Raw genomic sequence first — 24,871 nt, 5'->3', positions numbered from 1 at the left:
TGTGGTATTCTCTGAATTTGCTGTAAAGGAGAACAACCAAATGGAAGTTGTTGCGTTTACTGGGCCTGCTATTCCAGTAATCTGTTTCCATTGTTGTTATGTCTCGACCAGCAACATCTGAGCAAATTCGCCAGGCTTTTCTGCAGTTTTTTGCAGACAAGCAGCACGAAGTTGTATCCAGTGATTCGCTTGTACCTCAGAATGACCCGACGTTGATGTTTACCAACGCCGGCATGAATCAATTCAAAGATGTCTTTCTCGGCAGCGGCAGCCGGCCCTACATCAGGGCAGCAGATTCGCAAAAATGTTTGCGTGTTTCTGGCAAGCACAACGACCTGGAAGAGGTAGGCTACGATACCTACCACCACACCTTTTTTGAGATGCTGGGCAACTGGAGCTTTGGCGACTATTTCAAAAAAGAAGCCATTCGCTGGGGATGGGAGCTCCTCGTGAAAAATTGGAAGCTCGAACCCGATCGCCTGTACGCCACCGTTCACGCCGGCGATGAAAAACTGGGCCTCGAGCCAGACAATGAAGCGGCGGCTTTCTGGAAATCAGAGACCACACTGGATCCGGACCATATCCTCTTTTGCGGTTCCAAGGACAATTTCTGGATGATGGGGGATACAGGGCCTTGCGGACCCTGTTCTGAAATCCATGTTGATCTCCGCTCCGACGAAGACCGCGCGCTTGTTGATGGCAAAACACTTGTTAATGAAGACCATCCACAGGTCATCGAAATCTGGAACCTGGTATTCATCCAGTACAATGCACAGAAAGATGGCTCCTTGCAGCCACTCTCAGCCAAACATGTTGATACCGGGATGGGCTTTGAGCGTATCGTGGCCGTGCTTCAAGGTAAAAGCAGCACGTACGACACTGATCTGTTTGCCAACCTGTTACAACGTGTTGCCGACCTATCACCGCTTGAAGCCGTTGACAGCTATGATGGGATGGCAACGGTAGATGAGGCCCTGCGGGAGAAGTACCGCATTGCGATGCGCGTTATAGTTGACCACATTCGTACGTGCGTTTTTGCAATCTCGGATGGTGTGTCTCCGGGCAACGCCGGCCAGTCGTATGTGATTCGCCGCATTTTGCGGCGCGCTGTGCGCTACGGGTACCAGACACTCGACCTGAAATCGCCGTTCCTGTACCAGCTTGTGCCACATGTTGTCGCCAAAATGGGCGGCGCTTTTACTGCGCTTGTTGAACAGCAGGATTATATCGAGAAAGTGATCCGCGCTGAAGAAGACGGATTCCTCGAGACGCTGGGCATGGGACTTGCCTTTTTTGAGAACCTCACCCCATATGTACAGCAATTCAAGGCGGGTAAAAAAGACCTGCAAGAGATCAAGAAAGACAGCCAGGCCATTGACCTGCTGGGTAAAGCGTACGGAGACATGTCGCGAGATGACATGTTACAACAATTCATGGGCGTGAGCGCTTCGGGCAAGATGGCCGGCGAAATAGCCTTCCTGTTGCACGATACGTATGGCTTTCCCGTCGACCTGACCGAACTGATGCTCCGCGAAGAGGGGCTGGAGCTCGACAAAGGCCGCTATGAGGGCCTCATGAAAGAGCAGAAAGCGCGCGCCCGCGCCGCAACTTCGTTCAAGGTTGACCAGAGCAGTGTTGACTTGTGGCAAGTTGTCACCGAAGGAGAAGATTCGGCGTTTGTCGGATATGACACGCTCGAAGTGAAAGATGCGGAGATTCGCGCAGTACGGACGCTTAAATCTGAAGACGAGCAGTTCTACCAGGTGTTGCTGGATGCCACACCGTTTTATGCTGAGAGTGGTGGGCAGATTGGTGATACGGGTACGCTTTTGGTAGCCGGCGAAACAATCAACGTCCTGGATACCCGAAAGGATCAGGGGCGCATCGTTCACTTTGTAGACAAGCTTCCTGCTAAACAGACGGGCAATGTGGTTGCAATCGTAGACGGGGAGCGCCGCGCTAAAATCCAGAAGCATCACTCCGCAACCCACTTGCTTCACGCAGCATTGCGTGAACTACTTGGGTCGCACGTTGCCCAGAAGGGGTCGCTTGTTACGCCGGATAAACTCCGCTTTGATTTCAGTCATTTTGAGCGCGTGACACCGGCACAGTTGCGGCAAATTGAAGACCGGGTAAATACCGTCATTCAGCAAAATGTCTCGCGAGAAGAGGAGCGCGGAGTGCCAATCGATGAGGCCATGTCGCGCGGTGCTACAGCATTGTTTGGTGAGAAGTATGGAGATTCAGTGCGCATGATCACCTTCGATCCTGCCTATTCCGTTGAACTTTGTGGTGGCACCCATGTGGATGCCACTGGAGAGCTCGGTGCATTTCGCTTCCTCTCTGAAGGATCTGTTGCTGCTGGCGTACGGCGCGTTGAAGCAGTAGTAGGTGATGCGGTCACAAGCTTCGTAAATGATGCACTGGATGAACTTGGCCGGGTACGCGAGCAGTTCAAAGTACTAAATGCATCGCCGAGTGAAGCTGTTGCTACTTTGATTCAAGAGAACAAACGACTGGAGAAAGAATTGGCGGCCCAAAGCCAGTTGCAGCTTGAAGGCCAACTGGCCGGGTTTATCGACCAGGCTGCTGAAATTGGTGGCAATCGGGTGATAACAGGGCGCATCGATGGCGTCGACATGGACGTATTGCGTAATCTTGGCCAGTCTTTACGCGACCGGTTGCCAGAGAAGGCCATTGCGGTGCTGGGTACTGTTGCTCCGGAAGGAGACAAGGCGTACCTGGTAGCGTCTGTTTCAGACGACCTGATCAAGGGGCAGGGCATCAAGGCCGGCGCGATTGTTGGCTCTCTCGCCAAGAAAGTTGGCGGCGGTGGCGGGGGTAAACCGCAACTTGCAACGGCTGGTGGACGTCAACCTGAAAAGTTAGATGAGGCGCTTGCTTCTGCCGCAGGGGTAGTCGAAGAAATGCTGTAGGGTTGTCCAGACGTAGTTGTTTGCCTACAGAAAAGGGTAAAACTTAAACATGCTCTTACTGATAATCTGCCTGCCGTGGTGGCATACGGATCTCATTTGTAGAAATGGTATATTAGAATTCCTCCTGCACTGTCCACCAACGTTTTCTTTATTGCGACGGTTGGTGCATTAACCTACCCCGGGCTTTAACCGATTGCCAAAAAGCGTATGGCTGAAAGAACTTATTCAGAAGAGGAAATGGCCTCCATGCTTGAGCTTGCATCAAAATTGCAGGCAAAAGCAGCCAAGAATGCAGATCATCGCTCGGGTCTGACGTTGTCTGAGCTCGAAACCATCGCTGCGGAAGCCGGCCTTGACCCGATTCACTTGAGACAGGCTGCAACACAACTGTTTGATAAGAACGTAGCGATTGCCCACGGCAAACCGTCAACCAGCGCCAGCCACAATTACGTTGACCAATGGGTTGTGGCTGAGCTCACAGACGAAAGCTGGGAAGAAGTCGTTTCAGAGCTGCGGCACCGGTATGATTCAGACCTGGGCTACATGATGGGCGCTGGCCTTGATGGTAGTGCAGCCGGCGCGCAAGGATATGGGCGCGGTGTAGAGAGCCAGGTAGGGCGCTCGAGGGAATGGAAGCATATGTCTATGTCTGGTATCGAGACGCGTGTGATTGTACAGCCCAGGGGCGAAAGTTTGCAGGTCAAACTGAGCCAACGCGTGGGCTGGGGCGGCACCACTGCTGAAAGCATCACTTACGGACTCATCCTGTCACTTTTTGGTGCGGCAATCGGTGGCGCCGTTTGGGAGGGTATGCTGCCAGCCATCTTCACGTTCATTGTAGCGATGGCGATATTTGTGCCGCTCATTGCTTATGCAGATAAAACCTGGCGGAAAAAGAAACACCGCGAACTGCAAGAGCTTGGGAGCCGATTGGGCAAAATCCTCGCTGTGCACCAGCCTGCCAAGGAGCCGGATATGACGTATGAAGATGCTGGAGCATCACGCATTGATGCTTCCTTGCTCGATCAGGAAGATTCGTTTACTTCCGAAGATGCCCGGCAAAACCAGCGACTAAAAGATCGTTAATCTGAGCATTAAGATGGCTGATCGCGCACTTTTAAGTAAATTTGTCAGCGCTGCATCCTGACTTTCTTTTTCTACGTAAGCACAGAACGCATTTTAGATAAATTAACTGTTGCCATGAAACAGATTATTATGCAGTTTCTGAAGCTTATCGAACTCATCGTAAAGTGGTGGGCGCGCAAATAATCTTCACAGATCTTGACTGCCTGGAGATGATGTGCTGACGCCGACTGCAAATTTGGAGCGTCTCCTTGCGTGCACTGTTTGTTGCTGTAGTTTTATGTCTTATCACTCCGTTTACAGCAGCGGCGCAATTCCTCGTATACAGCCCAATTGCCCGCCCTCTCGGCGTTTCCTACGAGGTCTTAAAGTCAGATCATTTCGAAATCATTTTTGAAGCTGGATTTCAGGCAGAAGCGGAAGCTGCATTGCGCGTATTACAAAAGCATGTTGACCCGGCCCGGGAGCTGCTTGCGCATCATGGTTCGCTTTACATGCCTGTGGTGCTGAATGGGTTTAACGACCAGTCTAACGGTTATGTAACGCCGCTTCCTTTCAAGCAAGAAGTCGAAATTCCCTACCTGAAAGGCCGCTCCTTGTCACCTGTGCATACTTCCTGGATGGATACTGTACTGCCCCATGAACTGGTGCATGCAGTACATGCCAACGTGCAGCGTGGATTTGGCGTGGGTGCGCTGTTGCGCCCGTTTGCGCCAGATATAGTTCGTGCGTTCAATCTGTTCATTCCCCAGGGCATTAGCGAAGGATTGGCTGTGCACTACGAGAGCCGGCACCAGGAAGGCGCTGGCCGCCTAAACCATGCGTTTTTTACGATGCGTTTTCGCGCAGCAATGGCCTCAGCCAAACCGTGGTCAATGGCCCAATTGGTGGAAATGCCGGCCTACACCAGGCCCTTTGACCGATTTTATCTCGGGGGTGCCCATCTGGTCGAATATTTGGCAGCACAAGATAGCCTTGCGTTTTTTGAGCGTTCATCCGACCTGAATTATCGCATTCCTTTTTTAGGATATGGCATCGGGTTGTGGTATGGCGCGAGGCAGTGGCCTCCGAAAGTCTACAAAGCATTTGTAGAAGAAATGGCAGCCCGCGAAGCAGAGCGGGTAGCGAAGCTCGGCACAGTGACCATGCCACGCGTCCTGGCAGCCGCAAAAGGCACAACGTATCGCCGGCCCAAGTGGATTGATGAAAACACGCTGGTGGTATTTGGAAGCGGGTATAACAAACGCAGCGGATTCTATATCCACAACGTCGCAACCGGTGCCCAACACCATCTGCTGACCACGTTGCCAACCAGTGATTTTGTGTACAATCTCAGTGCTGATCGTTCTGCGCTGCTCTATGCGCACTACAAAGTAGATCCGTTAATTGCGATCAAGCGCACGTCAGACCTCTACAAAGTAGACCTTGCCAGTGGGCGGCAACGCCGCTTTACTGATGGCATGCGCCTTGGGGCACCAGCGCCAGGTAATGCCGATGAAATCTGGGCATTACAAACAGCCGGCCAGGTGAACACGCTGGTGCAGGTAGATGGGCAGGGGGGGGTGCAAACCCTGGCGGGTGATGACCGTGTCAGGATTCAGGAAGTGGCACAGGGCCCTGTGTGGGTGGCCGGGGTGTTGAATGTAGCGGGTACGCAGGGACTTTATAAACTTGAAACCGGCGGCAACGGTGTAGCTGCATCGCCTCTGGTGCATTTCAATGATGCAGCCATTTATGATGTAAGCTGGAGCGAGGATGGACAATACCTGCTCTTTACCGCAGATCCCGGTGGTATTTCCAATGTGTTTGTGTTCAACATCGAGACGGGAGACGTACGACAAGTAACCAATGCGCTGTACGGTGCATTGGAGCCGGCACTGTCTCCAGACGGACAGTCGCTCGCCTATATCAATTATACCCACGAGCAATTTGAGCTCGCTTTGCTGCCGTTTTCCTTTGAGACCGCAGTCCCGGTAAACGGTATGCTCACCGCGCCGGCGACGCACACTCCTGCGCTTTTTGCAGCTTCATCAGAGCGCACAATGCAGCCGGAGATGACAGCTTCTCGGTACCGCGCCATGCGCTATCTGAAGCCAAGGAGTTTGTTGCCCATTTTCAGGCCGTCAGCTGAAGAGGCATTTGGTCGAGACATCACCGCCGGATTTGGCCTGGCACTGCAAGGCACCGATCCGTTAGAGCGATTGCGGTATTCCCTCGATGGATATTACCAATCTGGACGCGTGTGGGGGGAAGGTACGCTGCAAGGAAGCATTGGTCCGTTGTTGCCTTATGTTCGGGCGTACCACACCCTTTCAAAGGTAAACACCACAATCCGCAATGAGGTAAACGCCATACAGGCGATCCAGGTAGGCCGGCAACGGCGCGGTGTCTCCCTGGGGGCCCGGTTGCCGATCGTGTTAGAGCGAAATGTTTTCCAAAGCGGCGTCACGCTTGGGCTCGAAGGGGCAGTGGAGGAAACCCGGTTCTTTTTGGATAATCCTTTGCCTTTTGAAAAACGTGTTTTTATAGAGCCGGTGCTCACTGCGTTTTATAAATTACAGGCGAACACAAGGGACCTGATTCCAAACCAGGGTGCCCTGTTGTCTGTTCAAAGTCTGCTGGATCTCCATCGGGAGGGAGGCAGCGCTGCGCGTGGTGTAATAACGCGGTTTACGGGGTACATGCCGTATTTGCACCGCGCCAATATCGGCCTGCAGGCGCATGTAGCCTGGTTAAGTCAGAACAGAGGTGGCATTTACAACCTAGACCGCTTTTTGCCGCGTGGCTACACAGACCGTCTCGCGCTTGGTAGCGGAAATCATCTGGTTGCAGGGCTTGAGTACGTACAACCGCTTTGGTATGCAGACAACGGCCTCTTTATGATTCCTTTCTACCTCAAAGCCCTCTATGCATTTGGTTTTACCGAGGGATTAATTAACACCAATGCAGTTATGCTTGGTGATGAGAATGAAACAAGTCTTCCAGATCGCCGCACGCTGTTTGCCAGCGGCGTTGGCGTTGGTGCACAGTTCCGGCTTTTTTACCTGTTCAATTTTGACTTGCGCTTCTCTGCGGCTTACCGGCATAGCGATAGGGCATGGGATTTTGATCTGCGTTGACAAGCGAAAAAAATTTGTGTAGGATGACTTAAGTCCACGTTTGACACAGCCGAAACCCACGACACAGGGTTAAATCTACGATGAGCATTGGACCCACCTGTAATTTCCCCACAATTACAAACCGTGTAGTTCGAATCCGTGATGTTGTACGACTGCTCACAAAACCCTGAGCTGATTTAGGATGGAACGACCTTCCTGATAATTACGGGTATAGTTTAATTTGCTGGCTCCTATCGCGCCGGCAACCCCCACGTATGTTTACCCGCTACCCTGAATCCGCTTGTATTCATCAGGGACCCTAAAGATGTGCTTATGGAAAGGCTTAAGTGTAAAGCTTGCGGCAGCTATAGTATGATGCCAATGGAAGTTGCCGTTGAAGAGGAGCACGGTGACCCCCTCGTTGCCGCTGAACAGGAATCTCGATTTTATACCTGCCACGTTTGTGGCGACAACTGGCTTTCGGTAAAAGAAATGGGGCACAGTGGTGACTGCAAAATCACCTTTGTACACCAAATGGGCATGGCGCCCGTGCTGAAGCGCGTTGCACATATGCGTAGCCACGTTCTACTTGCGGAGAGTGCTGTAGGACTATGGGAATACTACGTTGACGATGAATCTGCTGAAGAAGAATCGTGGCACGATAAGTTGAACAGCCGCCGTCGGGTGCTGAAATCGATCTGCTCCAACTGACATACAACTTGATCATCAGGTGATAAGCCTGGTGTTTGGGTTTTAATACACAGGGATCTGCGTTGCAGGTCCCTTTTTTGTGCTAAAAATTTAGCACATCGGCTTGACATAGAGGTGGATTTCTGTTACATTTTAGGTGTTAAAAATTTAGCACCTTTTGTAACCCGGCGCATAATTGCCCGTAGGTAAAGCATAAATCCCAAAAATATGGCTTCAGCATTACACGAAAAACTAAGCCGGCGAGAGCGTCAGATAATGGACGCCATCTATCGTACAGGCAAAGCTACAGCGGCGCAAGTAATGGACGAAATTCCTGACCCGCCGAGCTATTCTGCTGTGCGTGCTATGTTGAGGATACTGGTAGAGAAGGGGCACCTCCAGCATGACAAAGTTGGCACCCGGTATATATACAAGCCAACTGTTTCGCAAAAGCGCGCAAAAAAGTCTGCGCTAAATCATGTTTTGGCAACGTTCTTTGAAGGCTCTGTTTCACAGGCCATGGCTGCATTGATCGATTTGTCAGATGACCTTTCTGAAGAGGAACTGGATCGCCTTTCTGCCCTCATCAAAAACGCTAAAGAAGAAGGCCGCTAGCCATGAATTTTATTGTAGATGAACCTTTATATGATATCTTGATGGTACTGGCAGACCTGTTTATCAAGGGCCTACTGATTTTATTGGGTGCGCGCATTCTTACCGGCATGCTCTCTCGCTCTGCTGCCGCAGCGCGGCACCTGATTTGGGCTACGGCGCTGATCATGATATTGATGCTGCCACTGTTCTCTGCTGTTTTACCCCGTGTGTCTGTGCCGCTTATACCGCAGCCTTTTGAAGCGCAGCTAGCAGCTGAAAATACCCAGGCCTTTCCTGAAGCCGGCTTGCGGTCAACCGACGCCGAAGCGCCAGTTTGGCTGACAACCCCTCCAAATACAACAGAACGGTTTCCTGAGCAACGCGAGACCGCAGCGGAATCAGACGCAGCAGCTGTTTATGCCACACCCGCACGCGAAAATACCAACTGGGTGTTGAGCCCGATTATCAATTATGTAAAAGACGCCCACTGGTCCACGCTCATTCTTGGGGTTTGGGGGTTGGGTATCGCAGCTGTTTTGTTTTGGACCTTCACAGGACTGGCTGGTGCCTGGTGGATTACCATACAGTCACGCGCGCCCGAAGGTGATGATTGGGATGACCTGACAGACGAGCTTGCAGATCGTTTGCTAATTTATCGCCCTGTTGCGCTTAAAATGAGTGCAAGTGTTTCGTCTCCCATGACGTGGGGAGCATGGCGTCCGGTGATTCTGTTACCCATCGATGCTGATGACTGGTCGGAAGAGCGCCGGCGCTATGTGCTACTGCATGAAATGGCACACATCAAACGCTGGGATACCCTCACGCAGTTTGGCGCGCAGCTGGGTTGCGCCTTGCACTGGTTTAATCCGATGGCATGGCAGGGCCTGCAGCGAATGCGCATCGAACAGGAAAAAGCATGTGACGATTTGGTGCTCTCTCAGGGCATGAAAGCGTCTGCTTATGCAAGCCACTTGCTCGATATCGCGCGCTCGCTCAAAATGTCGTGGGTATCTCCACTGAACACCATTTCAATGGCAAAGCCGTCGCAACTTGAAGGTCGGGTAGTTGATATCCTGGATCCTGCGCGGAAAAGACGGACGTTGAACCGCGTTGGGACGGTCCTTACCTGCATTCTTGCTACAGCAGTAATGTTACCTATTACAGCGCTGAGCCCCTGGCAGCTTGCAGAATCCAATTCTAATACATTGATTTCGCAGAGTACTGCGCCGGGGTTTGTTTTCCTGAACAAAAACCATGCAGACGGTAAAGCTGAAAACAGCCTTGGCGTCGAGCCTGAGTGGGAAAGGGATAATGACTTTGCCCTCAGGGATTCACGTGCGCTCAGGCGCGATCGTAGAAGCGCTGTAGCTGATACCAGTGAAGAGCAGCGTCGCGCCCGAAAAATGGCAATAAAAGCATTGCGTAATTCGCTTAGCGATGAAGATGCTGAAGTACGCCAGCATGCCTTGCAAACGCTCAGCGAAATAAATGACCTGGGTGCTGTAAACATGATTGCAGCGTTGGCGCTTCGTGATTCTGACAGGGAAGTGCGTCGTTTTGCAATCATGGCACTGAGCGAACTGGATGCTGATGAAGCACTTGACGTGTACATCAAGGCCCTTGCTGACCGCGACCGAGAAGTGCGTCAATATGCTGCAATTGCATTGGCTGATGTTGATGATCGCCGCGCTGTTGAGGCCCTTGTTACCGTTTTAGATGACCGTGACCCTGAGATTCGTCGCTATGCACTGATGGGTATCGTTGATAATGGTGACGATAGTACAACGGCCATTCTCATCGAAATGCTTGAAGATGCGGACCCTGAAGTACGTCGATATGCACTATACGGGCTTGCAGATCGCGAAGATGAATCTGCCTTGCCTGCTATAGGCAAGGCGCTCAGTGATAAAGACCCCGATATCCGTCGCGCTGCCGTTATGGCATTGGGTGAGTATGATGATGAGGCGTCACTTCGGTTACTTCGAAAAGCTGTTAAAGACAAAGACCCGGATGTACGGAGCCACGCTGTAATGGCTATCTCCGACCGTGCAGATGAAGAAAGCATGTTGTTGTTTACCGAATTGCTGCAGAAAGACAAAGACCCTGAAATCAGGAAGTATGCAGCCATTGCATTAGGCGAAATAGGCGATGTAAGTGCAGTTGATGCGTTAACTAAAGCGCTAAAGGACGAAAATAGTGAAGTGCGTCGCTACGCAACCATGGCACTGAGTGAGCTCGATTATGGTGATGATCGCTGGGATGCAGATGCTGGCCATGGATGGGATAACGATAATGACCAGGATTGGGACAACGATAATGACTGGGATAACGATAACGACCAGGACTGGGATAACGATAACGACCAGGATTGGGACAATGATAACGATTGGGATGGAGCAGCATTTGGCGAGGCAATGGCAGAAATTGGTGCTTCTGCCGGCCAAATAGGACTTGCCATCGGTGAGTTATCGCTTAGCCTGACGGCTGATGCACTCGAAGAAGTGGCTTATAGTCTGGAGGGCCTCAAATTTGATGAAGATGCACTTGCTGAGTTAGAGCACGAGTTAACCTTATCTGGATTGGAATTGGAAGAGGCCCTACTCGAACTTGAGCACTTGCAATACGAGCTAGAACATGAGTGGTCTGATGAAGATTTTGAGTCTTTGCTTGATCTTATCGACGTTGTTGGACCGGTTCTGGAAGTGAACCCGGAATTGTGTGAGAAAGCAGCCGGCCTTTTTGAAGATCAAAGCAGAAAACGCCGCAAACGTGCGATGAATAGACTTGAGTGCAGATCAAGCAAAAACTGGGATAACTAGGCTTTGTCTGAATAATCGAAATCAAGCATAGACACTGCCTTATCCTGAGCGAATGTGAAGGATCTCTCAATCGTTTTATATTTCAGATATGGCCTGGTAGTCTACCAACTTTTAATACAAAAGCCCGGACAAGTATTGTTCGGGCTTTTTTGTTTACACACAAGTTGCTCGTCGGCAGGGCTGCGTTTGGCTTACGAAGTCTTTTCGTGGTCCAGGACCTGGTTTATAGCAGTATAAAGCTCTGTTCTGGAAAAGGGCTTGCTGATGTAGGCATCAAACCCCATCCGAAGGAACTTGTGATCGTCGCCCGGCATGGCATATGCAGTGATGGCAACCATGGGCAAGGTAGCATACAACTCATGGTCCCGCACAATATTAAGGAGGTCAACTCCGGTACGCTCTTCACCCAGGTTTATATCGACAAGGAGGAGCGTATACTCGTGTTTCTCAATATGTGCCAGGGCATCTTCAACACGGGTGACCGTATGGATGCCATACCGCGATTGCAGCAAATAGCGTAGCAAAATCTGCGTATCTGGATTGTCTTCAACAACCAGAATATTGTCAGCCTGATGACTGTTCATGCTAGATCCAAAAAAGTCTGAGAGGGCGACTATGTATGGGGCGGGAGTTCAGACGTGCCAAATGAATTGGGCTTGCACTTCACGAATTCGCTTGCCGGGGAAAAGGTCTACGCCGGCTTCGGTATTCGAAATCTGTCTGTTCAGGGTAGTACCATACTTAACTTCAAAGGCAATATGGGTTCCTACCCGTTTTCTTAAAAGTAAAAAATTACGAGACCCCGTGCCAGTGAACGCACGAATTGTAAATCTATAGCGTAAATCGTTTTCATAAGCGTACAGGGTTGATGCACCGCCATTCGAAGTAAACCCTGACAAACGCAGTTGGATACGCCATGAAGCATTGGGTTGCCAAATCACATCCTGGATGAGCATGCTTCCCTGTTTGTACGCTCCCGCCACATATAATACCCGCCTGTCAAATTGAATGCGTAACTTTAGCAGATGGGAAAAAGCATAAACAGTTTGAAAGCGCAAGATGTGTACTTTTTCTTGCATTGCGTGCCTGATTGGAAGTGCAGGACCTGGTGCCTGGGCACGCATTTGATCTGATTCAAACCGGTAGAGTAGCTGAGCCGTAAACCAATTGCGTGGTGTGTAATCCAGTTTGCAAAATGCAGAGAAGCCTTGTCGTGGCATGCCTGACTTAAACGTGACCCATGGATGTTGGTAGAAGTCCGCATAAAAACTGGTTGTCCAATAAGGATGTAATTCGGTTTCCAATGCCGTATACCAACCAGTTTCATTCTGCACTTTGGCTCGTTGGTCGGCAAAGGCTTTGCCATACAGCGTTTGGTACTGCCGGCTGAAAACACGTACGACGCCGAGGATGCTTGTGCGGGGATGTAGGCGCCACCGCACGCCGGCTATCAGGGCATAAGTGCCGGGGAAGCTTCGAGCCAACTCCCCGAAGACGCGTAGGGTTTGGGTTTTAATATTGCCATGCAGGCTTATGCCGGCAAGCTGATCCCCAGTGAAGTCGTAGTAGTCTTCCGGACGGTTGCCGGCCATAAAGCTATGACTAAATCGACTTGCGTAGCCGCTCAGGCCAAGGGTTGCCTGCTCGTAATTTAATGCGAAAGATGCACCCGTTATAGTCGCTTCAAGCTGATCTTGTCTGGCTAGTTCTCCAGCCGTTCGGTGCAGCCCTGATGTACCAAGAGCCATAACATATGCCTTCGTTAGCCCTGTATCTTCACTTAACGCTGCATCGAGTTTCCTGCGTGATGCAAAGAGTCGAGCAACAAACCGCGGGGTAGGTTGGAGCGTGATGGCTATGCCGCGCAGAAACCTGTTTTCTTCGCGAGACGCCCCTGCTTTTATGCCATTCCCAGGTCGTATCGGGGCGGAGAGGGGGGCAGTGCCTTTGCCCTGTCCCGTATTGCGCCATAACATGAGGCCTTGGCCAACCAGCACATGAAAATCTCCCAGGAGTACCTCGCGTACTACACTGCTGGATTTCCATATGATCGTACCTGAAACATGGTCAAAGCCCAGCAAGAACTGGTTGGGTTGCCAGGCAAACGTTTCTCCCGGATCTTTTTCAAGTGCGAGGCGGAGGCTGAAACGCTTGTTCGACACTGCGAGCCTGGTATACAGTTGACTGGGTGAGCCGGCATAGCCGCCTGCTTCAACGGTGCGTCTAAATGCAGCATCCAGGTCTATTTTTCTGCCGGCTGCTTGAATAAGGGTCAGCGAAAAGGCTGATTGCTTTTTGGGTGAGGTCGCTACAGTAAAGGAGCGAGAGAGGAGGCGGTATTCACTTGGGCTGAGTAAACGAGCTGTACGTAGCGTAACAGCCTTTTTAAACATGCCATGCTGCTGCCTGTAGCGCAAGATAGCTTGTGCTTGCTGCTCGTCCAGAAACGGGACGGTCAGGAGCTCTGCAAGTGTGGCCTGATTAAGGTTAATTGGATGTTCAGCCAGGACCTCAAGCCGCGCCAGTGTTTCTTCGTCAAATGGCGTATCGTCGTTGAGGACTTCGGCCCAGGGCGCTGGGGACAGTGGATATACTTCAGACAGCGTATCGCCGGCTACCTGCCTCGCTGAGGCCTGTATCAATAAGGTTTGACTGCAAAGGCCATGCAGACAAATCAGGCTAACTATATAAGCGGGAAATTGTCGCATGGCGTGCCATCCGTCCTGGTGGTTTAATACCAAGACGTATAGCCGCCAGATTATGAACCGTACTTAATCCGTTTTCTTGCAAGATCAAACGACACATGCCCAAAGAAGGCAACAAACCATACAATGAATGTAGCGCCAAAGAGGAGTGGGTCGCCTGCACCGGCATCTGGATCTTGCAACATGAATTTAGATCCATACCAGGCGCCAACTGCGTAAAAGAACCACAGTCCCGCCATAAAATTTGCAAATACTCTCGATTTTTTAGCAGGATTCTCGACCTGAAGTCCCTTTGCTTCAATGCCATTCCTGCGCAGCAACTCTAGTATTGCTTCCATGATATAGTTTTGATTTCAGGTGCCGGCTGCAGGTCCAGACGCGTGGTGGAGGTCCGTTTGCGTTGGCGGCACGATTGTGAGAAGATCACAATGGGGCGATATCGAAACACATGGGGGCACAGGGGGCATTTCAAGGTAGCTCCAATGTACGGGTTGGTTTGCGCGGTTGCTGTCTCATATCGCCCGACCCAGCCCCGCATCTGACACTGGCCTATAGATCCTTTCGACGCATGCGGACTAGGTTAATGGATAATTCAGGAGTCCATCCAAGGAGGACATGGCGCTCAATTGCTGCATCAAATTCGATAGTGGCCAGCCGGATGCCGAAGCCACCCGTCCAGCGTAGCGGATTTGTGGTAATCCCATACCGTAATTGAATGGCTTTTTGGACCATGACCTGGAGCGCGGTATGCAACGCGGGCTGATAGCCTGGTTCATGATACACAGTGCTCATAAGCCAAAATCCAGCGTGAGGTTTTGCTGCGAACCCGACACCAAGTGTTCGAGGTAGATGGAGCTGGAGGTTGCTTTGCACGATGTGTCTTGCACTGGCACCTAGGTAGATGTTATGATGCACCGGGACTATAAACCCCGCGCTTAATGCAAACGTACTGGTGCTTCCGTGACCGTCTATGGCTACATGCCGGCTGGTTAGACGAAAGCCAGGCATAAACCTGCGGCTGGTGCCGGCACGGACAGGAAAAGTCATGGATGTTTCTGTACTAAGCTGCCTGTACGCATACACCTGCATGCTGCTGAGGCTGCTGCTAATAATCATGCGCCCAGGTGTCAGGGTGGCTGACAACCCGCTGTGAGTCAATGCTTTAATATTGTAGGGCCTGGTTGTGTAAACGGAAAATACTTGTACATCCTCTGTTGTATAGAGGGCAGGGTTGGGGCCGGCAACTTGCGCTGGAAATGCCACAGTGGCGTCTGCAAGTCCGCTATGCAGTGCACCATAATTCAACGTTTGTGCTTGGCAGGGGCTAATTGTGATGAGCCTTGCGATGCCTAAAGCAATCAGGATGGTTTGCACGAAAGGATGAGGCATGGCGTTTAGCTACAGGTGTGATACGGATGTAGCTGTTCAGACGTAAACGCAGAGCATTACATACCTTCTTGCATATCACAAAAGGCAGAATTCAGTCTGCTCGGAAACAGCCGAAATCATTTCAAGTACTATTGCAACACCATATCCCGATCCGATATATGAATACGCGGCTTTGTAGCCTGGTTCAGATCGCATCGGATGAACATAAAACACCGCCTATACGGGTATTTGCTACAAACGTCTTTCATCATTTTTGTAACAAGAAACTCCTGTATGATGTACAGATTTTGTCTGCTTTTGGGCGGTTTACTGTTGATTGGAGGGACCCGGACTGCTACGGCCCAGGAATTCAACTGTACCGTTACCGTAAATTACCAGCAACTCACAGGTAGCGAATTTTCATTTCTTACTGAGCTGGAAGAACGCGCTGAGCTTTATCTGAATGAGCGCTCTTTTACCAGTGACCGCTACGAAGACTTCGAACGCATCAATTGCCTGATGCAAATCATATTTGAAGAAGCGCTCACCCTGACCAGTTTTTCTGCGCAGGTTGTGTTGTCAACCCGCCGGCCCATTTACGGTGTACCCACAGAAACTACCATTATCCAGATTAGTGATGGCGGCTGGCAATTTAGTTTTGCACAGGGAACGCCACTTATTTTTGACCCCGAGCGATTTGATCCGCTCACTTCTGTCCTCGACTTCTATGCCTACCTCATGCTGGGATATGATTACGATACCTTCGAGGCATTTGGTGGGACCCCACATTTTGAAAAAGCCAGGCGTGTAGCTGAATTGGCAGAATCACAGGGGGCAATCGGGTGGACGGACCTGAGCGGTGACCGCGGGCGCAACGACCTCATTGACCAACTCCTCGACCCACGGTTTAAGTCGCTGCGGCAAACCTATTTTGATTTCCACTTCGGCGGACTGGATATTTTTGTTCGGGAAACAGAAGTTGCCCAGCAAAACGTACTTGATGCGTTGAAGAGCCTGGATGAGCTTTACGATGCCGTCTCAAGACAATATGTACTCGATATTTTCTTTACGGCGAAAGCGGATGATATTGCGGCCATTTTTGAAGAATCTACCCTGAGTTCTGAGGCATTTAATTTATTGTCCAGAATAGACCCTGCCAATCTCTCGAAGTATGAGAATCTGGTAAATTAGAACGGCATAGACAAAAAAAGTCCGGTAACCCAATACGGATCCCGGACACTATAACATCGTATGCGATGGTGCGAAAGGGGGGACTCGAACCCCCACTCCCAGAAGGAACTAGATCCTAAATCTAGCGCGTCTACCAATTCCGCCACTCTCGCAAATGATGCCAACTATATGAGTTTATGGTATTCGTGTTCCTGTTTTTGCCGGAATTTTAACGATTATCACAGAAGATGACGCGCAACCCGCCATCGAATTTTTCTCCTGTTTAGGAGTATTTAAATACTTTACGATTGAACAGCCTGGCGTTGTTCTGCTACCCGACCCTGTACTGGGCAGTGCCAGCTGAAAATCCAGAAAAATGAGACAAGAAAAACTAATGATTCAAGCCGGATCCACTTTGCGCATAGTCTGCGCAAGTCTGCTGGCACTGATTGTATTGTTGCCACATACGGCATACGGCCAGGACGCAGACAAAGCCGGCCGGTTTGATAACGGCAAAATGTGGACGTTCGATCATCCACCTTTTGAGTACTTTGAAGAAGCGTATAACTTTACGCCATCTCAGTCATGGTTTGATACAGCCAGGCTTGGCGCACTCCGTATTCCCGGATGTTCAGCGTCGTTTGTGTCGGGATATGGGCTGGTGCTCACAAACCACCATTGCGCCCGCAATGCTGTGACCCAGGTGTCCAATCCAGGCGAGCGGTTGACGGAAGACGGTTTTTATGCCACTACGCTTGAAGAGGAGCGCCAGGTACCCGGCTACTATGCTGATCAGCTTGTTGCCATTGAAGATGTTACCCAGGCAGTACGGGAAGCAGAAATGCGCGGCGAAACAGATGCTGAACGTGCGCAGGCCAGGCAAGATACCATCGATGCCGTAACGGCTATGTTATTGGATGGATTGGGGGGGGAAGAGGCCGGATACGTTATTGAAATTATTCCTTTTTACCACGGCGGTAAATACGCTGCCTATACGTTCAAGCGTTACGATGACGTGCGACTCGTCTTCACGCCTGAACTGCAAATGGGCTACTATGGAGGAGATGCTGATAACTTTACGTTCCCTCGTTATGCGCTCGATATGACCTTTTTTCGGGTCTATGATGACAACGTCCCGTTTGAGCCTGAACACTACTTCTTGTGGAGCATGGATGGCGCACAAATTGGGGAGCCCGTCTTTGTGATAGGAAATCCTGGCAGCACCAGCCGGCTCGAAACGGTTGCCCAGCTTGAAGGACGCCGGGATATGACGGACAAAAATTTACTGGCCTTCATCAAGAGTCACATCCAGGCGTTACGCGACTACCAGGATGCAGCGACAACAGATGATGCAAAAAATGCGGTCCGCAACCAGCTTTTCTCTCTTTTGAATGCTGAAAAGGCATATGCCGGCCAACTGGCTGCGCTCGCAGATCCCGTGATTATGGCCCGACGAAGGGACGCGGAGGGGCAGTTTGTTAAAGCGATTTCAGCTGATGATGACCTCGCTGCAGATTATGGCTCATTGATGGAGGATATGGCGGCCATTCAAAAAGAAATGCGCGCCTACAGCAAAGAGCATGCTGCCTTTTTTGCGCTGACAAGTGGGACATATTCCGCTGCTCTATTACGGCGCGCCATCCTTGCCCATGGCTACCTGGATCGTATGGCGGCTGGCGGCGGCGAGCAACTGGCGCCATTAAAAGAGCAACTACTGGGCATCGCAGACACACCTGCCGGACTTGATCTCCAGTTTCTGAAAACGCGGTTGCAGGATATGACGGCTGCATTTGGCACCGAAAGCGAACTTGTCGGTGCCCTGTTAACTGGGCAGTCTGCTACAGACCGTGCGCAGGGCATTGTCGGGTCGTCTGCGCTGGCATCACAGGCGCAATTGACCGAAGCACTTGATGCAGGCACATTGGACGCCATGGATCCAGCAATCAAACTGGTTGATAGCTTTATCGAAACGTACCAGACGTATCAAAGCGCCTTTGCCGGCCTGAGTGCCCAGCAAAGTGAAATCGCCAGCAGCATTGGTCGTGCGCGCTATGCCGTTTATCAAAACGAAATACCACCAGATGCAACGTTTTCACTCCGCCTCGCGGATGGTGTAGTGCAAGGCTATCCATACAATGGCACGTATGCATCACCTTTTACGAGCTTCTTTGGGCTGTACGATCATTACCATTCATATGGCAGCGAAAGCGAGTGGGATTTGCCCGAACGGTGGAAAGCTGCACCTAAAGACCTGGACCTTTCGGTACCCGTAAACTTTGCGTCAACCAATGACATCATCGGGGGCAATTCTGGTTCTCCGATTGTCAACAAAGACCTGGAGTTGGTCGGGCTTATTTTTGACGGCAACATCGAAAGCCTGTCGGGTAACTACATCTATTTGCCAGATCGTGCCCGTTCAGTTTCAGTTGATGCCCGTGGCATGTTGGAAGCACTGGATGCCGTGTATGAAGCGGACCGTATTGTTGAAGAACTGGCCAATGATGTACTTGTCAGTGACGACGCAGCAGTGGGCGGTGGCGAATAATCGCCAGCGTACCTACTCACCCCATTTTAAGTGTATTGAATCACAGAAATTATGTCTAAATCCCTTTCAGTTTCGGTCCAGCACGCCATGCGGCGCTTCCCGGAACGCGCATATATGGTTCTTGTTGTGTCTGCATTGCTCGTTATCGCAGGGTGCGCCACAACAACCAGTGAAACGGCTGTCATTACCGAACGGCCCAAGAAAGCGCCGGAGGATCGAGTCGTAACCGAGCGCCAAACCAGGGCTGATGTACCTGTTTCACCATTGGATACCGTGACAACCGGTACCTTTGATGCTGGCAAAATGTGGACCTTCGATAATCCACCATTGACCTACTTCAAAGAAGCGTACAATCTCGACTTGACAGACCAGTGGTTTGAACTGGCAAGCCGTGGCGCCTTGCGCTTTGGCGACAATTGCTCTGCTTCCTTTGTTTCGCCAAATGGCCTGGTGCTTACCAATCACCATTGCGCCCGCGAAAGCATCACAGACGTGAGCCGGCCGGGTGAATCACTCCTTGATCGTGGCTTCTATGCCCGCTCCATCGATGAGGAACGTCGTGTTCAAGAACTTTATGTTGACCAACTGATCGACATACAGGATGTTACCAAACGGGTGAACGATGGTGTGCCTGATTTTCAGAATGACGAAGAAGAGGCTGATGCCCGCAAGCGCCGCATCGAATCGCTCGAACGGAGCCTGACAAACGATGCCAAGGGTAGAGATACCACCTTGCAGGTGCAAGTCATCTCTCTTTACAACGGGGGCAAGTTCTCTGCATATACGTTCAAACGGTATTACGACGTACGTTTGGTCGTTGCACCGGAGCTCAAGCTTGGGAAATTTGGTGGAGAAGAGGACAACTTCACTTATCCAAGGTATTCGCTGGATATGACCTTCTTTCGCGTCTATGACTACGAAGGTATGCCGCTCAAAACTGAATACTTCTTTCCCTGGAGCAAGACCGGGGTAAGCGAAGGCGATGTGGTGTTTGTGGTGGGGAGTCCGGGTTCAACCAGCCGGCTCAATACTGTGAGCCAGCTTGAGTATGAACGCGATTATGCCTTGCCGCAGCAACTCGAAGTACTGGATACGCGCTCTGAAATACTCAAAGCGTACCTCGAAGCAAACGACGACGATGACAGCCTCGATGAACTGCGCAATACCTACTTCTCCATAGCCAATTCAATCAAGGCCAATGCCGGACAACTTGAAGGCTTGCAGGATGAATATCTGATGGCGCGAAAAGGGGCTGCCGAGAAAGAACTTGCTGCTGCGATTGAAGCGGATACAGATCTTAAAAAGAAATACGGGGTGGTGCTCCGGGAATTGCGCGCTGTGCAGTCTTCGAAAAAGGCAACAGCCCGCCAGTCAGGTGCCCTGACGTATTTTGGCACCTCCATTGGTTCTCGGGTCTTTACCCGTGCGCTCTACGGCTATGCGTATGCGTTGCTTAAGCAGCGCGGTGCACCGCAGGAGACGCTGGATGGCATCAAAAATGACGCGTCCGAAATCAAAGACTTCCCTGACGAAGTAGAGAAAGCTTTTGTGTTGGCGCGTATCAATGAAATCAAAAAGTACCTCGGGCCAACTGACCCAACGTTGCGTGGAATCTTGCAGGGCAAAACCCCGGAAGAGTTGGCGACAACGCTGGTCGATAGCACAGCGTTGACCGATTCCAGTGCATTTTATGCATTGCTTGACAGTGGCTTTTTGTCTAGCAAAGATGCTGCAGTGCCCATTATCAATGCGTTAGGCCCCCTGTACTTTACGCTTGGCCAACAAAATGGCAGTTTTGCAGATCGGGAAGAAAACCTGAGTGCCCGGCTAGCGCGCGCGCGCCTGGATGTGCTGGGTGAAGACATTCCCCCCGATGCCACATTCTCGCTACGGTTGTCTGATGGTGTGGTTAAAGGGTACAATTACAATGGGACCGTTGCACCGTACAAAACCACATTTTATGGGCTGTACGACCATTTCTTTACTTATGGGTCGGGCAGTGAGTGGGATTTACCTGAGCGCTGGCGGGAACGGCCGACTGGCTTTGATCTTGCAACCCCCCTCAACATTGTATCAACAAATGACATTACAGGCGGCAACTCGGGTTCACCCCTGGTAAACGCCAACCTGGAGTTGGTCGGTTTGATTTTCGACGGGAATGTCGAGTCGCTCCCCAATGAATATGTCTACCGCGACAAAACGGCGCGCGCTATTTCTGTAGATGCACGCGGTATCCTCGAAGTGCTGGATGATATATACGATGCAGATCGTATTGTGCTGGAATTGGTGGGGAATACCTTTGTTGAAACAGAAGATGAGGCGGACGCCGCAATGGAAGAGTAGAAATTGCGCTTATAGGGCTGTTGGTCTGAGTCCAATGATTAAACTAGAAAGGCGATCCTTAGGTAGGGATGGCCTTTCTTTTTAGGTTAAAGCGGGTCAAGTTGTCGTAATTCAATCAGATTTTTCGCACTATATAAAGATGGATGGTTACCACCAAAGCCATCGTTGTATTTCATTAAGCCCACAACACAGAGGAGTTCTGCCAAATAGTTTGTATCTTGCAGGCAGTGCGACCAGACTGATAAATTATGTACACAGAAAAGGCAATTGCACCAATAAAGGTGCTGCTGGCTGACGACCACCCTCCGTTACGCGCCGGCATGCGGGCCCGATTGGAGCAGGAAGAGGATATTACGGTAATTGGAGAAGCCAGTGACGGGAGGGAAGCCCTGAAGTTGGCAAAGGCCTTGCAACCCCATCTGCTTGTCCTGGATATGGAAATGCCCGAGATGACGGGTTTGGAAGTGGCAACAAAACTTCAGGAAGACGGCGAAGCCATTCGCGTGCTCGTGCTCAGCGCGTACGAGGATCCTGAGTATATCACCAAATTGCTCGAAAGCGGCGCTGTGGCCGGCTACCTCACCAAGAGTGAATCGCTGGATACTATCGTTGCCGCAGTGCGTGGGGTTTCTAAAGGTGAAGAGGGCTGGCTTAGCCGGGAAGTGGCTGCAGCGCTCATGAAGCAGCGCCGTGGGCCAAGCCGCAAAGTTGACAGCTCATTGCAGCAACTCAGCCGGCGTGAACTCGAAGTGCTTCAGCTCATCGCCAAAGGATTCAATAACATGCAAATTGGCGAAGAGCTGTTTATCGCCGAGAGTACTGTAAAAAAGCACGTCAGTAACATCTACATGAAGCTGGAGCTCAATACCCGTGCTGAGGTAACAGCCTGGGCGTGGAAAAACGGCATTGTAGAAAACACTGACGACTAGCGTCTGTAGATTGTTACCGGACCATTTTGTCTACGAGGTGTGCCAGGGCTTGCTCAGGATCTGTACAGTGGCCCGTATGCACAGGCGAGGTTTGAATCATGGTGCTCCGAGGAGCAACAAGCCAGTGAAAGCGCTCGCGGCGATGTAATTGCCCAATAGGCCCCGCATCCGGGTCACCGGCACTGATCTTTTCTATGGCACGCAAGTGCGCGTTAACCATATCCAAATCAACGTTGGGATCCAGCGCGATGAGGCGATCAGGATCGAGGGCAATGGTGGCTTTGAGGAAGCGATGCGCATTACACGACAAAATAACGCCGGCGTTTATAAACTCTTCTCGCTCTACCCGGGGCATTACCCGGATAATGGCATAATCATACAGACGTTGCTCTGGCACGGGCAGCCTCCTCCATAAAGTTAAATGGTGGGGACAGGCGGTTTAGCAGATACGTTACATATCCTTCCCGGTGCGCAGCTATGTCAGCAAACGGCGAATCGCCAGTGAGCCAGGCTGCCGGCACAAGCGCCACAATATCTCGAACAACCTCTTCTGTAAGCTTGGCACTAATGCGCCGGCCGGCGTCTTCAAGGGCATTGGCAGACGGCAGCAAAACGTGGTTTTTTATAGCAGAAAATGCATCTTTACTGCGTTCCTGATAATTGTCCCATGCGTGATGAAAATACAGCGCAGCCCCATGATCAATGAGCCAGAGCTGTTTGTGCCACATGAGCATATTGGTATTGCGGGCCGTGCGGTCAATGTTCGTGACGAAGGCATCAAACCAAACAATGGCAGATGCCAGGTGGGCATCAGTCTGATCAACAACGGGGTCAAAGGTCAGCGATCCCGGCAGGTAATCGAGTGCCAGATTTAGCCCATCACTGGCTTTGATCAGGTCTCGGATTTCCTGGTCGGGCTCGGTGCGGGCCAGCTCAATATCGAGTTCGATAAATACAATTTCGGGGACTGGCAAGCCGGCTGCTCGGGCCAGTTCTCCTGCTATCAGTTCCGCGACAAGCGCACGCGGCCCCTGGCCGGCGCCCCTGAATTTAAGCACGTACGTGCCGTCGTCATCAGCCTCCACAATAGCTGGCAACGAGCCCCCTTCCCGAAGAGGCGTCACATACCGTGTAGCACGCACTGTTCTCATTCTGCAAATATTCTTTAGTAAGGGGCCAGCGTGGGCGGGTATAACATGCTTGTAGCATGTGGAAGCTGTTGTGTTTCGCCTTTTATTCCTGAAATAAGAATTAGAAGGCTGGTCGGGTGGCTTTCTGGATGCTTCTAACGGGCGGGATACATCTCAATTTTGGGCGCATTGGCCTGTCCATCAACAGCGCCGTTCTTTGGCTGTTTGGGGGCTTCAAGGACAGGCGCGCGCAGCCCAAAGATATCCAGCGTCCGCGAGAACGCTGCCAGGCTGCCATCAATATCAAGCCGGCGAATCTGAATGGCTTCGCGTATCGGCAGAATCCCCCGCAGTATCAAAATAAAACTGGCCGCGTCTGTGGTAATTACAAACAACGGGGAAGGGGCAGGACCTGCATGCGTTTTAACAACCCCTTGACTGATTTCCACATGGTGTGCTTCACTGTCAATGCGCAGTTCGAACATCATGTTCAACTCTTTTGCAAGGGCAGGCTTAAACCGGGCATGCAACTCGAGCAAAGACCAGAGGGGAGAATAGACTTCGTAGGCAGCGGGTAGGTCCAGCGACTCAAGTCCAAATGCTGCGAGATCGACCAATAGCGGGATCAGTTTGTGGCCTTTTGTTGTGAGCGAATACGGCTCATCCGCCGCCCGAGGTTCTTGCATCTCTCGCTGTACAATGCCACTGCGTTCCAGTTTTCCTAGCCGGCGCGACAAACTGATGGCCCCCATATCGGGCAAGTTTTGTAGCAACAGTTTGTAGGTGCGAGGGCCGTGCATCAGCTCACGGATGATCAGCAGCGTCCAGCGCTCTCCGAGTGTATCGAGCGCATGTGCAAGTGGACAATACTGGCCATAACTGAATTGTGACATACCAGCTTTTTTAGCTCAACAAAGGTTAGATATAGACCAAGAACGTATTCACACCGATAATCGGGTAATCCCCATTGTGCTTTAACGTCTCGTAGTAGAGCGACTCCTCCTGAATCTTGCTCCGCTGGTACATCGTTTCCATCGCACCCAATACGCCACCTCGTTCGGTTAAACGCTCAAACTCCTGCAAAACCGCCTCTTCCACCAAGTCGGTCAACTCCTCGATCACAAACGCTCCCTGGATCGGATTTTCGTTGTACGCCAAGCCCCACTCCTTATTGATAATCAGCTGGATCGCCATCGCCCGACGCACCGATTCTTCGGTCGGGGTGGTGATCGCCTCGTCGTAGGCGTTGGTGTGGAGCGAATTGGCGTTGTCGTAGATGGCGGTTAGCGCCTGCAACGTCGTGCGGATGTCGTTGAAGCTGATCTCCTGCGCATGGAGCGACCGGCCGCTGGTCTGAATGTGATACTTCAGCTTTTGCGCCCGCTCATCTGCCCCGTACAGGTGCTTGAGCGCCTTGGCCCACAGGCGACGCGCCACCCGGCCGATTACGGCGTACTCTGG

18 protein-coding genes and 1 tRNA gene are annotated in these 24,871 nt (G+C 51.3%); 10 read left to right on the top strand and 9 right to left on the bottom strand.

Annotation, left to right across the window (positions count from 1 at the left end):
- Positions 1–98: 98 nt before the first annotated feature.
- The 6 genes from alaS (at position 99) to AAF564_10665 (ending at position 11,220) form a co-directional block, all read left to right on the top strand.
- Positions 99–2,936, top strand: a complete 2,838-nt coding sequence (alaS, locus tag AAF564_10690) for an alanine--tRNA ligase (GenBank protein MEM8486007.1) — start codon at positions 99–101, stop codon at positions 2,934–2,936.
- A 207-nt stretch (positions 2,937–3,143) separates the two neighbouring features.
- A complete protein-coding gene (locus tag AAF564_10685) occupies positions 3,144–4,022 on the top strand; it encodes a hypothetical protein (protein ID MEM8486006.1) in 879 nt (292 codons plus the stop codon).
- A 248-nt stretch (positions 4,023–4,270) separates the two neighbouring features.
- Positions 4,271–7,138: a hypothetical protein gene (locus AAF564_10680; protein MEM8486005.1), complete on the top strand. Its 2,868-nt coding sequence runs from the start codon at positions 4,271–4,273 to the stop codon at positions 7,136–7,138.
- Positions 7,139–7,450: 312 nt separating this feature from the next.
- On the top strand, positions 7,451–7,828 hold the full coding sequence (locus AAF564_10675) for a hypothetical protein (GenBank protein MEM8486004.1): 378 nt from the start codon (positions 7,451–7,453) through the stop codon (positions 7,826–7,828).
- A gap of 207 nt (positions 7,829–8,035) precedes the next feature.
- Entirely contained in the window at positions 8,036–8,422 is a 387-nt protein-coding gene (locus AAF564_10670; GenBank protein MEM8486003.1) for a BlaI/MecI/CopY family transcriptional regulator, read from the top strand.
- Positions 8,423–8,424: 2 nt separating this feature from the next.
- Positions 8,425–11,220, top strand: a complete 2,796-nt coding sequence (locus AAF564_10665) for a M56 family metallopeptidase (GenBank protein ID MEM8486002.1) — start codon at positions 8,425–8,427, stop codon at positions 11,218–11,220.
- Positions 11,221–11,411: 191 nt separating this feature from the next.
- On the opposite strand, the gene AAF564_10660 is transcribed toward AAF564_10665, so the two are convergent.
- The 4 genes from AAF564_10660 to AAF564_10645 form a co-directional block, all read right to left on the bottom strand.
- A complete protein-coding gene (locus AAF564_10660; GenBank protein ID MEM8486001.1) occupies positions 11,412–11,804 on the bottom strand; it encodes a response regulator in 393 nt (130 codons plus the stop codon).
- A 48-nt stretch (positions 11,805–11,852) separates the two neighbouring features.
- Entirely contained in the window at positions 11,853–13,928 is a 2,076-nt protein-coding gene (locus tag AAF564_10655) for a helix-hairpin-helix domain-containing protein (GenBank protein ID MEM8486000.1), read from the bottom strand.
- A 50-nt stretch (positions 13,929–13,978) separates the two neighbouring features.
- Positions 13,979–14,263 carry a hypothetical protein gene (locus AAF564_10650; GenBank protein MEM8485999.1) on the bottom strand — a complete coding sequence of 95 codons (285 nt, stop codon included), beginning with the start codon at positions 14,261–14,263 and terminating at the stop codon, positions 13,979–13,981.
- Between the two features lie 211 nt (positions 14,264–14,474).
- A complete protein-coding gene (locus tag AAF564_10645) occupies positions 14,475–15,314 on the bottom strand; it encodes a hypothetical protein (protein ID MEM8485998.1) in 840 nt (279 codons plus the stop codon).
- 273 nt (positions 15,315–15,587) lie between these two features.
- Between AAF564_10645 and AAF564_10640 the strand changes: the two genes are divergently transcribed.
- A complete protein-coding gene (locus AAF564_10640; GenBank protein MEM8485997.1) occupies positions 15,588–16,484 on the top strand; it encodes a DUF4835 family protein in 897 nt (298 codons plus the stop codon).
- Between the two features lie 66 nt (positions 16,485–16,550).
- Here the strand turns inward: AAF564_10640 and AAF564_10635 are convergent.
- Positions 16,551–16,636, bottom strand: a tRNA-Leu gene (locus tag AAF564_10635).
- 242 nt (positions 16,637–16,878) lie between these two features.
- On the opposite strand from AAF564_10635, the gene AAF564_10630 reads away from it, so the two are divergent.
- The 3 genes from AAF564_10630 to AAF564_10620 all read left to right on the top strand — a co-directional run bounded on the left by AAF564_10630 (position 16,879) and on the right by AAF564_10620 (position 22,280).
- Positions 16,879–19,008, top strand: coding sequence for a S46 family peptidase (locus tag AAF564_10630; protein ID MEM8485996.1), 2,130 nt, complete (start codon positions 16,879–16,881; stop codon positions 19,006–19,008).
- A 51-nt stretch (positions 19,009–19,059) separates the two neighbouring features.
- The gene (locus tag AAF564_10625) at positions 19,060–21,351 is read left to right on the top strand and encodes a S46 family peptidase (GenBank protein ID MEM8485995.1); all 2,292 of its coding nucleotides are present in this window, start codon (positions 19,060–19,062) and stop codon (positions 21,349–21,351) included.
- Between the two features lie 248 nt (positions 21,352–21,599).
- Positions 21,600–22,280, top strand: a complete 681-nt coding sequence (locus AAF564_10620; protein MEM8485994.1) for a response regulator transcription factor — start codon at positions 21,600–21,602, stop codon at positions 22,278–22,280.
- A 13-nt stretch (positions 22,281–22,293) separates the two neighbouring features.
- Here AAF564_10620 and AAF564_10615 read toward each other — a convergent pair whose 3' ends face one another.
- The 4 genes from AAF564_10615 to AAF564_10600 all read right to left on the bottom strand — a co-directional run.
- Positions 22,294–22,683: a DUF3037 domain-containing protein gene (locus AAF564_10615; GenBank protein ID MEM8485993.1), complete on the bottom strand. Its 390-nt coding sequence runs from the start codon at positions 22,681–22,683 to the stop codon at positions 22,294–22,296.
- Positions 22,655–23,431 (bottom strand): HipA family kinase, encoded by a 777-nt coding sequence (locus tag AAF564_10610; GenBank protein MEM8485992.1) that lies wholly within the window; start codon positions 23,429–23,431, stop codon positions 22,655–22,657. The genes AAF564_10615 and AAF564_10610 overlap by 29 nt, the downstream gene beginning before the upstream one ends.
- Before the next feature lie 134 nt (positions 23,432–23,565).
- Positions 23,566–24,303 carry a helix-turn-helix domain-containing protein gene (locus AAF564_10605; GenBank protein ID MEM8485991.1) on the bottom strand — a complete coding sequence of 246 codons (738 nt, stop codon included), beginning with the start codon at positions 24,301–24,303 and terminating at the stop codon, positions 23,566–23,568.
- A 25-nt stretch (positions 24,304–24,328) separates the two neighbouring features.
- A partial coding sequence (locus tag AAF564_10600) for a methylmalonyl-CoA mutase family protein (protein ID MEM8485990.1) occupies positions 24,329–24,871 on the bottom strand: 543 nt, incomplete at its 5' end.

The organism is Bacteroidota bacterium, from assembly GCA_039111535.1.
GTDB lineage: Bacteria > Bacteroidota > Rhodothermia > Rhodothermales > JAHQVL01 > JBCCIM01.
This window is presented reverse-complemented; position numbering and strand designations above follow the sequence as displayed.